Annotated in this window: 11 protein-coding genes; 4 read left to right on the forward strand and 7 right to left on the reverse strand. The window is 72.8% G+C overall.

Annotated features, from left to right (window positions below):
* Positions 1-66 precede the first annotated feature (66 nt).
* Both FM125_RS09635 and FM125_RS09640 read left to right on the forward strand, forming a co-directional pair.
* Positions 67-294 (forward strand): helix-turn-helix domain-containing protein, encoded by a 228-nt coding sequence (locus FM125_RS09635; RefSeq protein ID WP_087134451.1) that lies wholly within the window; start codon positions 67-69, stop codon positions 292-294.
* On the forward strand, positions 291-1,478 hold the full coding sequence (locus FM125_RS09640; RefSeq protein ID WP_087134452.1) for a type II toxin-antitoxin system HipA family toxin: 1,188 nt from the start codon (positions 291-293) through the stop codon (positions 1,476-1,478). Before FM125_RS09635 ends, FM125_RS09640 begins: the two co-directional genes overlap by 4 nt.
* An 88-nt stretch (positions 1,479-1,566) precedes the next feature.
* Here FM125_RS09640 and FM125_RS09645 read toward each other — a convergent pair whose 3' ends face one another.
* Together FM125_RS09645 and FM125_RS12025 are read right to left on the reverse strand one after the other, a co-directional pair.
* Positions 1,567-1,776: a hypothetical protein gene (locus FM125_RS09645; protein WP_087134453.1), complete on the reverse strand. Its 210-nt coding sequence runs from the start codon at positions 1,774-1,776 to the stop codon at positions 1,567-1,569.
* A 396-nt stretch (positions 1,777-2,172) separates the two neighbouring features.
* The gene (locus FM125_RS12025) at positions 2,173-2,712 is read right to left on the reverse strand and encodes a hypothetical protein (protein ID WP_180525479.1); all 540 of its coding nucleotides are present in this window, start codon (positions 2,710-2,712) and stop codon (positions 2,173-2,175) included.
* A 175-nt stretch (positions 2,713-2,887) separates the two neighbouring features.
* On the opposite strand from FM125_RS12025, the gene FM125_RS09655 reads away from it, so the two are divergent.
* Positions 2,888-3,823 carry a ribonuclease HI gene (locus tag FM125_RS09655; protein ID WP_087134455.1) on the forward strand — a complete coding sequence of 312 codons (936 nt, stop codon included), beginning with the start codon at positions 2,888-2,890 and terminating at the stop codon, positions 3,821-3,823.
* A 40-nt stretch (positions 3,824-3,863) separates the two neighbouring features.
* Here the strand turns inward: FM125_RS09655 and FM125_RS09660 are convergent, their stop codons facing one another.
* From FM125_RS09660 to FM125_RS09680, 5 genes are all read right to left on the reverse strand, one after another.
* The gene (locus FM125_RS09660) at positions 3,864-4,751 is read right to left on the reverse strand and encodes a transporter substrate-binding domain-containing protein (protein WP_087134456.1); all 888 of its coding nucleotides are present in this window, start codon (positions 4,749-4,751) and stop codon (positions 3,864-3,866) included.
* 122 nt (positions 4,752-4,873) lie between these two features.
* A complete protein-coding gene (locus FM125_RS09665) occupies positions 4,874-6,451 on the reverse strand; it encodes a 3'-5' exonuclease (protein ID WP_087134457.1) in 1,578 nt (525 codons plus the stop codon).
* Between the two features lie 83 nt (positions 6,452-6,534).
* Positions 6,535-7,926, reverse strand: coding sequence for a glycosyltransferase (locus tag FM125_RS12420; RefSeq protein ID WP_087134458.1), 1,392 nt, complete (start codon positions 7,924-7,926; stop codon positions 6,535-6,537).
* Entirely contained in the window at positions 7,919-9,256 is a 1,338-nt protein-coding gene (locus FM125_RS09675; RefSeq protein ID WP_143745334.1) for a hypothetical protein, read from the reverse strand. The genes FM125_RS12420 and FM125_RS09675 overlap by 8 nt, the downstream gene beginning before the upstream one ends.
* Positions 9,253-10,296: a WcbI family polysaccharide biosynthesis putative acetyltransferase gene (locus tag FM125_RS09680; RefSeq protein ID WP_087134459.1), complete on the reverse strand. Its 1,044-nt coding sequence runs from the start codon at positions 10,294-10,296 to the stop codon at positions 9,253-9,255. Before FM125_RS09680 ends, FM125_RS09675 begins: the two co-directional genes overlap by 4 nt.
* A gap of 115 nt (positions 10,297-10,411) precedes the next feature.
* On the opposite strand from FM125_RS09680, the gene FM125_RS09685 reads away from it, so the two are divergent.
* On the forward strand, positions 10,412-12,475 hold the full coding sequence (locus FM125_RS09685; RefSeq protein ID WP_087134460.1) for a glycosyltransferase: 2,064 nt from the start codon (positions 10,412-10,414) through the stop codon (positions 12,473-12,475).
* Positions 12,476-12,482 lie beyond the last annotated feature (7 nt).

Below are 12,482 nucleotides of genomic sequence, written 5' to 3' on the forward strand. Positions count from 1 at the left end.
CAGTCGATCGCCGCCAGTTGCGAAGAATTCTTCGGAACTCGATAGCTTCTCTGCCACCATGGAGCCATGGCCACCACGCGCGCAGTCTCCTCCGCCGCGGCACTGACGAAGATCAGCGACCGCGTCCGCGCCATGCGCAAGGAGCTCCGGCTGACCCAGCAGCAGCTCGCAGACCTGGCGGGAGTCTCGGACGCAACCGTCCGTCAGATCGAGCGCGGCACCGGCAAGAGCACCCTGAAATCAGTGCTCGCCGTCATGGAAGTGCTCGGCCTCGAGCTCGAGGTGACCGGGTGACGACACCTGCGCTCGAAGACCTGAAACGCATCACCGCTGCGGACGTCTACAAGGCCGGCGTCCCGGCGGGGACGCTCACCCGCGATGAGCAGGGAACCATCACCTTCCGCTACCTGGCGGGATACGACGGCGATCCCGTGGCCTCCACGCTGCCCATCTCTCAGGACCCCGTCACCGCTGCCGGAGGCGGTCTCCCACCGTTCTTCTCAGGGCTCCTGCCCGAAGGGCACCGCCTCACCGTCCTGCGCACGGCAGCCAAGACCTCGGCTGACGACGAGCTGACCCTGCTCCTGGCCGTCGGCACAGACGCGCCCGGCGATGTGCAGGTCATCCCTGCCGGCGACCGACTGCGCACAGAGGCTCCCCTCGCCACGGACGATCCACAGACGCTGGACTTCGCCGCCCTTGCGGAAGTGCCGGACCGCAACGCCCTCCCCGGCATCCAGGCGAAGGCCTCGGCCTCCATGGTCAACGTGCCCGTACACCTTCAGGAGCACAGCGCCCTGCTGAAGCTGGATCCACCGAACCACCCCCACCTCGTGGTCAACGAGGCGCTCCATCTGCAGCATGCCGCGGCGCTCGGCATCCCTGTGTCCGAGCACACGATGGTCTACGACAGGCACGGGCTCCCAGGACTCCTCGTCCGCCGATTCGACCGCACTACGGCCCGCTCCGGTGAGACGAACCGGCTCGCGCTCGAGGACGCCGGACAAGCCCTCGGCATCTACCCGGCGCAGAAGTGCAACGTCACCACGGAAGAGGTCATCTCTGCCCTGGCCGACCTCACTCCCCACCGGCTCGCAGCCGTGCGCAACCTGTACCTGCAGTTCCTCTACGCATGGCTGACGGGCAACGGCGACCTCCACGCGAAGAACGCCTCGGTGTTGCAGTCCCCGAGCGGCCGATGGGGCATCGCCCCGATGTACGACGTGCCCTGCACAGCCCTCTACGAAGACATGACCATGGCCCTGTCCGTGGACGGGCGCACGAACAACCTGCGTCTGCGCCACTGGGACGGTCTCGCCGCGAGCATCGGCCTACCCCCGCGTGCCGCCCGGTCTGCCATGACGGTGGCGATGACAGCAACGGCGAAGGTGGACCTGTCTGTCTTGCCATTCACTGGTTCGCCGTTGACAGGCGCCCAGCGGGAGCTGCGCCACCGCCGCTACGAGCTGGAAGGCTGACCGATCTCCTCGACCGACCACGCGGCCAGGGCCTCACTCGACGCAGCCCCGCCAGTGACCCCACTACAGAGTGGGGACGGCATGGAGGTCACTTGAACATCTTGAGAACGTCGCCGAGGCCGACCGTGGTACGCCGGTAGACGGCGTTGTAGGCCGCGCGCTTCGGATCGCGCAACCAGCCCATCCCCTTGCGGCCGTAGCCGGGGATGACCTTGCGCTTGATCGCTCGCTTGGCGCGGCCCGTGGTGCGGGCGGAGATGGACTTCCTCGGGGACGGCTTGCGGATACCGATCTTCATGGTGCGAGCGTAACCGGTGGGGTGGACGGGATGAGGGGCCAGCGTCTCGCCAGGACCTGCCCCGAGCAGGGGCTGTCAGGTACTTCTGTCGTCCTCCCGGACGGTGCGCAGGAACCACTCCAGCGCGTCGAGGAACGCCTCCTGCGCTGCGGCCTGGCAGACCTGGGCGTCGGAGGCGAAGTGCGTCCGTCCGCTGGGAGGAAGCGCTGCCGGGCGTCCGCCGGGTCGTCCTGACACTGGCCATCCGACGTCACCGCGGGCTCGCCTGACTGCGCCGACGACTGGTCACAGGCTGGGGCGGACGCCCCTTGCTCCGGCGGCCCGGCCGAGGGCCGAGCCGCCTACGCGGAGAAGCGGCACCAGGACTTCACCTGGCGCCGCCACTGAACGCCCCTCTCAGAGCGTCGCGCCGCCGTAGCAGTGCAGCGCAGCGCCGTAGCCGAGCGGCAGCCCGTGGCCCTGCGCCCAGGAGGTCAGCACCTCGATCAGCTGCGCACGGTTGAGCAGCTGCTCGTCCTCGGCGGACGTGTTCGGCTGATTGCCCGCATGCTCCGCGTGGGCGCCGACGCCGATGCGCCAGTTGAACGCGCCGCCCTCGGGCTCCACCTTCGCGATCTCCAGCTGGAAGCGCCCCTCGCCCAGGTAGCACATCTGCGCGTACCGGGTGACCGGGTCGTCATCCTCGAGCGTGAGCCCGTCGATCTCCTCGCCGAGCGCGTTCACCAGGTCCGCGATCTGCCCCACGGACTCCAGCCGGTACCAGCCCTGCCCGAAGAACTCCCTCATGTGCTGCCACCACAGCTGCGAGGCCGGCTCCGGCAGCTCCATCAGTTCCACGCCCTCGCGCGGCGGCATGACCGTCACGTCCCCCGCCTGCGTCCTGCCGTCCATCGTGTCCTGTCCGCCCATCCGGGTCTCCTGTCTCTCGTCGAACATCGTGCGCCGAGGCTATGGACAGGGCCGGACAGGATAAGCGTCCGCCGCCGTCTTCCCAGGTCAGAGGCTCGACGACGGTTCTCCCGCCTTATCGTGTCCGGCCCCCTTCGTAGTGTCCTCACCGTCAGCTCGAGACGAGACGACCAGAGAACAGCCCCCTAGTGAAGGAGTCCCGATGACTGCACCGAAGCCCGCTCCCCCGACCTGCCGCTTGATGCCTGCGCTCGCCGCCGTCGCCGCGCGTTCCGGCATCACCGTCATGGCCCGCGTCGAGCGCGGCCAGATCCTGTGGGCCGTCGTGGAGTCGGAGGGCGCGGTCGCGCAGATGCCGGAGTCGGGGCGCGTGCGCCTGGCCGAGGCCGGCCGCACGGGCGGAATCTTCGTGGAGGTGCTGCACGAGGCGCTCCGGGCCCTGGACGCCCCGGAGGCCGAGGTGCACCTGATGGTGGAGCTTCCCCCGATGCTTCGTGACCTGGACGAGCGCCTGGCCGCTCTCGGCCACCGAGTCGTCGAGGCGTACGCGCCGGTCGCCGGACGCCAGGCCGCCGGTGCTGCCCTGAAGGAGCTGGCGGCCCAGCTGTACGCGCAGGTCCACGTAGCCACGGATGCCTCCCGCGCCAAGCGCGGGGAGCTCTCCGGCGCCGGATGGATCATCGACTTCGGCCTGGGGTCCACCCCGCGCCTGAAGCACCGCGTGTGCCCGCGCACCACCGTCCTGGAGGCCGAGCTGAAGGCCATCCACCTGGGCCTGTGGGAGGCCCTCCAGCGCATCCCGCACGAGCACCAGGCCGACACCCGGTTCGTGATCCGCTCGGACAGCCAGAACGCGGTGAAGCTGGTCCACGGCGAGATCGACCATGCCCGTGGACTCACCCTGAACGGCAACGGGACCGTGGACGCCATCCGCCGGCTGATGACCGGCCTGGACGTGGACCTCGGCTGGGTCCGGGGCCACGCCGGCGACGTCCACAACGAGCTCGCCGACCGCCTGGCCGTGATGGCCCGCCGCAACGCCGAGTTCGGCGTTCCGAAGGCCCGTGCCCGCCAGATGCTGGACGAGCTGCGCACCGAGGCCGCCGAGCAGCTGATCAGCTACTCGCTGGCCGCCTGACAGACCGCCTTCCTCCGGGGACCACCGACGGCCCGGAGGCTCAGCCCTCCGGGTTCAGATCCGCGTCGCCCACCCAGGGCTCGGCGAAGCCGTCGTAGGTGCCGTCCTCGAGCGCGACCATGAGCCACTGGTCCACGTAGTGCTTGAAGACGTCATCGCCCTGGGGAAGCATGTATCCCTGCACCGAGTAGTCGAAGGGCTCGTCCGGGTTCACGGCACACAGCTCGTCGTACTCGTGGTCCGTGTAGAGGACCTCCGCGCGGTCGGTGGTCATCACGTCGGCCTCGCCGGCGGCCAGGGCGTCGAAGATCGTCAGGTTGTCATGGGGGATGAGCTCGCCGTCCGGGTAGTGCTCCCGCGCGAACTCCTCATTCGTGCCGCCCTCTGGGAAGATCGAGCGGACGCCCGGCTGATTGATGTCCTCGATGCTCCGGTACTTGTCCACGTCCTCACAGCGGGCGATCGGCGTCTTCCCGTCCTCGAGGGTCTTCTCGGAGAAGTAGACCTTCTCGGCACGCTCCGGGTTCATGGAGATCCCACCGACGGCCACATCGCAGTCGGAGAGGAAGTCGTCCATGAGCTCGCCCCAGCTGGTGGTGACGAACTCGGCCTCCACCCCGATGGTCTCGGCCAGGTCCCTGGCCATGTCCACGTCGATGCCCTTGAGCTCCCCGTCCTCGGTCTCCTCCGTGAACGGCGGGTAGTCGCCGGTGGTGCAGACGCGCAACGTCCCCGCTGCACGGATCTGCTCGATCCTGCTCTTCTCCGGTACAGGCGACGGTTCGGCGCTCTCCGAGGCCGTGGGCGCGGAGACCGCGGCGGTCTCGAGGCCTTCGTCCGACCCTCCGGGGCCGGTACAACCGGCCACCAGAAGGGCCGCGGCCGCTCCCAGGGCGGTAACGGTGAGGCGTGGATGACGGGCGCACATGTGCTGCCCCTCTCGGTCAGGTGCGAATGACAAGTGAGTGACATAGGTCACTCTAGTCGGCCTGACCAGTCGCTGAACACCAGCGGCCCGCATGGCGAGACGCCGGTGCAGCGGCGGCCGGTTCAGCCTCGCATCCAGCGCAGCGCCTTGGTGGCGAGCCAGATGCTGATGAGGGCGAACACGGCGGTCATGCCGACGCCGATGGCCACGTCCCCGCTGTCTCCGGCGCCCAGGTCCTCGACCACCTGGCCGATGCCGGCAGCGGTCATCAGGACGCAGAACAGGGCGACGAGCATCATGACCACGCCGGCGATCTTCTTCGCCACCCGCACGCCCTCGTTCGGGCGGCCCTGCTGCTGCGAAGCCGGGGCATCGCCCCACTGGTGAGGTGCCGGCCCGCCGCCGTACGACGCCGGAGTTCTGGACCGCTTCGGCTCGGTCCGCTCCCACGGACGCGGGCCGTCGTCGTCGAAGCGGGACCGGCGCAGCGCGGACGGGGTGTAGGCCGAGCTCCCGTAGGTCCGCCCGGCACGGCCCCCATCATCCTCTCGGCGGTCATCCGCAGGCACCGGAGCGTCACCGGCCTCCGACGCGAGCGCGGCGGCCGAGGGCGCCTCCTCCGGCTGAACCTCAGTCGGTTCCACGCCCGGTGTCCGTCGACCGAGCAGCGAGACTCCGTCCTCCGGCTCCTGGCCGCCGAGCACCTCCATGAAGGCAGCGGCGGTCATCGCCCGGATGGGCTGCCCCGCGGCCGCATACTCGGTGGCTTTGCGCTCCTTGGTGGTCATGTTCACGGCCACGGCGGCATCGCCAGAGACGAGCCCTGCGAGGTCGTCCCTGTTCCCGGCGACCAGCACGGTGGTCTTCTTCGTGACGTTCTTCTGCGGGTGCCCGCCCACCTCGGCGATGCGTTCCCACAGCTTGTAGCGGTCACGCCCCTGGACAGGACCAGAGATGACCACATGCTCGCCGTGCAGCGGGTGGCTCGGGTCGGCTCCTGCGACGGCCTTCGGCATGTCCGCGGCCTTCGTCTTGGAGGCGCGGCTGAACCACTCCTGACGGCTCGGGTCGTCCTCTGCCGGCTCAGAGGTCGGAGTCGGTACAGACGGCCGCCGGCGCGCAGTCGCCGGCGTCCCCACCTGTCCGCCCTGCGGCCACAGCTCGCCGAGCCGCTGCACGCCCTGCTCCTTCGCGATCGCCACGAGGACCTCGGCGCACGCACGGGCGTCCTGCTCGGCATCGTGGTGGTTCTCCAGCGTCACGCCGTAGGCCTCGGCGAGCACCGGCAGCGTGTGCTGGCGGAAGTCCGGGCGCAGGCGGCGGGACAGCTCCAGCAGGTCCAGCCACTCCATGGGCTGGGCGGTGCGGCCGGCCTCGGCGCACGCGGCCTCGTAGGCACCGCGATCGAAGGCGGCGTTGTGCGCTACCAGCGGCAACTGGGAGCCGAGCACCTCGAGCTGGCCGGCCACCTCGTCCCAGGCCGGGGCGTCCTTCACGTCCTCGGCGCAGATGCCGTGGATGCCGCGGTTCAGGGCAGAGAACGAGTCCAGGCCGGTCGGGGGCTGCACCAGGATCTTCTCGGTGGCCACCACCTCGCCGGCGCGGACCAGCGCGATGCCCACCGCGCACACGGACGCCCGCTGCGCGTTGGCGGTCTCCATGTCCACGGCCACGAAGTCCAGGCCGCTGAAGCTGCTCACGTCTGCTGCCTCCTTGCGATCCGGCGCCCTTGCCGGTTAGGCGTCTTCCCTTCCCCCGATTCTAGGGAGCCGCCTCCACATCCTCAGGCCCATCCTCCCCACCAGCCTTCGAGGTCCGGCGCCTCGCCCACGGGCGCCCAGCCGAGCCGCTGCACTGGAAGCGTCAGCGTCCTTGCCGTCAGGCCCCGCGCTTCCCGACGGCGGCCCCGCACCCCCGTCAGCCGCCCCACCTCGCGGACGGGGCCGGCTCCGTCCGGCTCGCCGCCGGCGGTGAGCACCAGGGTCTCCACGCCGGCCCGTTCGAGGCGCAGGAGCAGCTCGCTCGCCGCGGCCGGGTCCGGGCGCCGCCCGGGCTCCGCCGGGCACAGGGGCTCGTGCACGAGCACGTCCCAGTCCGGGGCCTCCTCCAGTGCCGGCTCGGCAGGCGCCCCGCCCTCCGGCGACGCCACGCGCGCCACCCGCGGATCCTCCAGGCAGCCGCGGGCCGCGGCGCCGAGACCGCTCGCGTCCACCGCGACCCGTGCCGCCGGGAACAACTGCACAGCGGCGTCCACACTGAGCACCACGGCGGCCTCGTCCGCCGTCGTCGCCGCTCCCGCCGGCCTGCCACCGGCTCCACCCGCCCCGGCACCGTCCGCCCCGGCATCGCCAGCGGCCATCCGGACCCCCACACGTCGCGGCCCGTTCAGACCCAGCGCCCACCCGCGGGCGGTCGGCGCGGCGATCTTCCCGGCCAGCGTCAGGGCCTCGGCGTTCTTCACGCGCCGGGCCTGCACCGGATCCTCCCGGCCGCCGAAGTCCTCCCCCGGCTGCCAGGCGACCGCCTCACGCACGTGGCGCAGCCGCGCCCCGCAGCGCCACAGCCGCGACGCAAGCTCCCAGTCCTCACCGCCGTAACCCACGAAGGACGGGTCGAAGCCCCCGGCCTCCTCGTAGATCTGACGGGCCACCGTCAGCACGGCGGAGATGACGAACCGGTACGAGGTCGCATCGGCCCGCCGCAGGTCCTTCGTCTGCGCGTAGCCGTCGATCAGCCAGGCCGGCTCCTCCAGCTCGGCTCCGGCCGGCAGACCCGCCCCGGGGGCCCAGCCGGCCTCCGCCGCCCGCGGATCCACGTGCCGCCGCCGCCCGACCACCACCGCCTCCGGGTCCGCCAGCGGCAGCGCACAGGCGGCCTCGAGGTAGCCGGGTTCGGGAATCATGTCCCCGTCGAGGAAGGCCAGCACCCGCCCCGCAGCGGCCCGAGCGCCCAGGGCCCGGGCCGCCGACGCCCGGAACCCGAGGTCGGCCTGCCGCACCACCTGCACACCGAACGGCAGCCCGTCCGGGATCCGCGGCGGCCGCGAGGAGCCGTCGTCCGCGACGACCACCTCGAACCGCTGCGCCGGCATCGTCTGCCGCGCCAGCGCGGCCAGCAGCCGGTTCAGGCCCTCCTGGTCCTCGTAGTAGGGCACGACGACGGACACCTCAGTCATCCCGTCCGCCTCCCTCCACCGGGGCCGGCACGGGCCGGCGGCACTCGAGCGCCAGGGACCAGACCTCCGCGAGCGCCCGCACGGTGTCCTCGGGCGTGGGCGCCAGGGAGACGTCGGGCGCCAGCCTGGTCAGCGACGGGTCGGCCACCGCGGCGGCGAGCGCCCGGGTCAGGGCGGCGAGCACAGCATCCTCGCCCGCCGGCTGAGCCGCACGGTCGCCCGTCGGCTGAGCCGCACGGTCCCCGGCCTCGGGACCGGCACCGCCTGCCGGGCCCTCGTCGCCCTCCCCGGGCCGGGCCACGTGCAGGGTGCCGGGGCGCAGGGCGTCCATCTCCTCCACGTAGGCGCCCGCCGGGACGATGCACTGGCGGCCGTGGCCCATCCACGTCGCCAGGGAGCCGGAGGCGGACACGTTCCGGTGCGCCGCGAACGGCACCGCGGCCGCCGCGAGCGCGGCGGGCAGCTGCTCGTCCGGGACGAAGCCGGTCACCCGGAAGGCGAGTCCCTCGTCCGCGGCGGCTCGCTCCAGCTCGGCGACGAGGTCGTCGTGCCCGGCCGCCACCGGCCCGAGCGCGGTCACGCGGTCCGGGAACCCCTCCAGGGACACGCCCCGCGCCACGGCCTCACCGCGCACGGCGGCCAGAGCGGCGATCGCCTCGGCATGACCCTTGCCGGGGTACAGGTGGCCCAGCACCACCACGTCCCGGCCCAGCCCCTCGATCTCGGGTTCCCCGTCCTCCCCACCGACGTCGCCCCGCGCGTCCGGCACGGGCAGCGGGACCACGGCGATCGGTGCCGGCTCCCCCGTGCCCCGGTCGTGCGTCCCGTCGTCCCCGGTCGCCGGGTCGCGGGTTCCCCCACACGCTTCCCCGCCGAGGCCCTCGGCGTCCGCGCAGGCGGCACGCAGGAACCCTGCCTCGTGCTCGCTGGCCACCACCACGGCGGCGAAGGACCGTGCCAGCTCGGCGTAGGCCGCCGCCCGGGCCGCATAGCGCGCGGCGCCCTCGGCAGGCTGGGGCACATCGTGCAGTGCGATCGTCGCAGACGCGGGCAGCACCTGCCGCAGCACGGCGGCCGCCTCGGCCGGACCGTCCCCGAACAGCGCGTCGGTGACGTCCACATGGACGGCCCCGCCCGCCGCCGCGGCCGCCCCCAGCCGCTGCCCCGCCGCACGGAACGCGTCCGCATCCGGGCAGCGCACCAGCTCCACGTCCCAGGTGCCGGCCAACGTCTGCTGGGCGCGTGCCGCGGTCTGCAGGGCGTGACGGGTCACCCCGTGCTCGGCCGGCCCGACCGCTACCAAGTGCACCCGGCGTGCTCGGCCGGTCACGGCAGCATCCTCAGCAACCGGATGCGGGCGGCGAAGCGTTCCATGCCGGCGGCCACGCAGGCGGGGTTGGACAGGTACCAGTCCAGATGCGTCTGCCGCACCACCGCGTCCGGAACTGTCTCCCCGCCGATGGTCCACTCCGGCCGCGGTTCGCAGTCCAGCCCGAGAGCCTCGACCACCTGTTCCTCCACCGGTGTGCGGATCCCGCCCAGCAGGGTGCGACCGTCCGCCGGAAGGGCCGCCTCCGGGCACAGTCCGGTCCGCCGCCCGATCTCCTCGGCCACCCGCTGCGCCGCCGCCAGCAGCAGCGGGTTGTCCGGGTGGTTCACGGCGTGGAAGCCCACGCCCCGCTCGGCGGCCACCAGGTCCGAGACCGGCAGCAGTCCCCTGACCTTCTCGCGGTGCGCGAGCAGGCCCACGGACTCCTCGGCCGCCTCCTGCAGTGAGGCGGGATCCACGGGAAGGCGGGTGCCGGCGCCGCAGGCGGCCACGGCACGCACGGCGACCTCCGCACCGGTGAGGCGGCCGTGTGCCTCCACCAGGGTCCGCAGGTCGTGATACGGCACCAGTGGCGGGTCCTCGCCGGGACGCTCGGCGGCGCCGGGGGCGGCCTTCCAGTGCCGCAGCGTGGTCTGCCACGGGAAGCGCGAGGTGCAGTAGAGCACCGGCACGCGCACCAGCTCGGCGCCCTCCGGCAACAGCGCGGCCAGCTGGCCCGTCCCCACCGGCATGCCGCGGTAGTCGTCCGGGATCGGCTGGGAGACCAGCACCCGGGCCCGGGCCACCAGACGGTGCAGCAGCGGGACCTCGTCCGCGGTCAGCTCGAACGCCGGCGGGACGCGGACGGAGGCCAGCTCGCCGTTGGCCAGCGCGGTGCCCGGCTCCTCCCCGAGCAGCAGCCGGAAGGACTCCCCCTGGCAGTTGCCCCACACCAGCAGCAGCGGCTGCTCGGGCAGGGGCGTGAGCCCGTAGAAGTGCCCATAGTGGCGGCGGCGTCCCTCCACTTCAGGGTCGGGTGAAGGCGACTGGGCTGTGGTCACGGCACCTCCCGGGGTGGTGGAATGGCGGGCGCGCTCCGACCGGGGGCGCCCGCCCACACTAGGGGCGGCCCGCCCGCAGGAGAAGCGCTGGGCGTCGCCGCCGTCAGGAGTATGCATGCCGCTCATCGTCCAGCCCGTTCCCGCGGACCACCCGTATGTACGGCACCTGCTCCCCCTCCCGGACTCCTCTCCCGGCGGCGAGCGTGACGCCGCTGCGGGCCCGTCCGGCCCCCACGGAGCCGGGTCCGGGGGTGATGCGACGGCCACGTCAGTGGAGCACCTGCCCGACCCGAAGGCCCCCGGAGCGGAACCGGGCGTGTGGTGGCCGCCGTCCGCCCTGACCCCGGAGTGGATCCGCGAGCACCGCCCGGACGTGCTGCACGTGCACTTCGGCTTCGAGCACTTCACCCCGGCTCAGCTGCAGGCGGCCATGGATGCCGCCGATGACGTCGGCACAGCCGTGCTGGTCACCGTCCATGACCTGGAGAACCCCCACCTGCCGGAGGCCGAGCAGCCCGCGCACCGGGTTCGGCTGGCCGTGCTGCTGGCCGCCGCGGACGAGGTGGTGACGCTCTCCACCGGGGCCGCGGAGGCTGTGCGGAAGGACTACGGGCGTGAAGCCATCGTGATCCCGCACCCGCACGTGCTGCCGCTGGACCGGGAGGACGAGGACGCCGCGGGCGAGGGTCCCGGTCCCGGCGAGGAGCTCCTGGTGCTGGTGCATGCCAAGGACCTGCGCGCCTCCGTGGACCCGGAGCCGCTGCTGCCTGCCGTCGCGGAGGGGGTGCGACGGCTGCGGGCGCAGGGCCGTCCGGCACAGGCGGTGTTGGAGATGCAGGAGACCACCCAGGACCCGGTGCGGGCAGACCGGCTGCGGGCCTCGGCGGAGGAGCTTGGGATCCGGGTGTGGGAGCACCCGCGACTGGACGACGCCTCCCTCCACGCCCTGCTGCGGCGGGCCGCCGTGTCCGTGTTGCCCTACGTGCGGGGCACGCACTCGGGCTGGGTGGAGATGTGCCGGGACCTGGGGACGCCGGTGGTGGTGACGGACGTCGGTGCGATCGCCTCCCAGGTGGCGGACACGCCCCTGCCGGGCGAACAGGCGTCGGAGGCGGGCCGCCCCGGGGAGGGGGTGGCCGTCGTCGGGATGCAGGACCCGGCCGCCGCAGCGGAGGCGATCCGGCGCATGGCTCTGAGCCCCCGGAAGCCGGCACCGCCGCTGTGGCGCCGGACGCAGCGGGCCCAGGTGGCGGCCGCCCACGCCGCAGCCTGTGCGCGGGCGGTCCGCACTGCGCGGCGGCAGCACGCGGAGCGTGTGGCCGTCCTGGTGATCACCGGGGACCGGGACACCCACCTGGCCCGGGTACTGCAGGCACTGGAACGGCAGACGCGCCGGCCGGATGAGGTTGTGGTGGTGTTCATGGGCCAGCCTGACGGGCAGGTGCCGGAGACGGATCTGCCGGTGACTGTGGGGCACGTGGCCGCCGACGGGCACCTGCCGCTGGCCGCCGCACGCAACCGTGCAGCCGTGCTCGCATCGGCTGAGATCCTCGTGTTCCTGGATGTGGACTGCCTCCCCGCGGACGGCACCGTGGAGCAGCTGGCCGCGGAGGTGGCCGACCACCCGCACGCGATGGTGATGGGCACGCCGCGGTACCTGCTGCCGGACTGGCGCGAGCGGACCGGTCTCGCGGAGGCCGTCCTGCCCGAGGACGCGGCCCTGCGCGCGGCGTCCGTGCCGCACGGCGCCCGGGCACACCTGCCGGCCGGAGGCTCCGAACAGTGGCACATGGTGTGGACGCTCGTGCTGGCGATGCGGCGCAGCCTCCTGCAGGCGATCGGCGGCCTGGACGAGGGCTACGTCGGCTATGGCGCCGAGGACACGGACCTGGCCTTCCGCGCCCGTGACGCCGGGATGGGCCTGCGCTTCCATCCGGCCGAGGTGTTCCACCAGCACCACGGCGTGCACCGTCCTCCGCTGAACCACCTCGAGGACATCCTGGTCAACGCCCGGCGTTTCCGTGCCGTGCACGGCCTCTGGCCCATGGAGGGCTGGCTGCGCGAGTTCGCCGCGGCCGGGCTCGTCGACTGGGACGAGGACGGCGGGCGGCTCGAGCTGCGGCGCCGTCCGACCGAACAGGAGCTCGCCGCCGCGAAGGTGGCGGACGCCGCCTACTGACGCGGAG

The sequence above is a fragment of the Micrococcus lylae genome, assembly GCF_900163825.1.
GTDB classification, from domain to species: domain Bacteria; phylum Actinomycetota; class Actinomycetes; order Actinomycetales; family Micrococcaceae; genus Micrococcus; species Micrococcus lylae.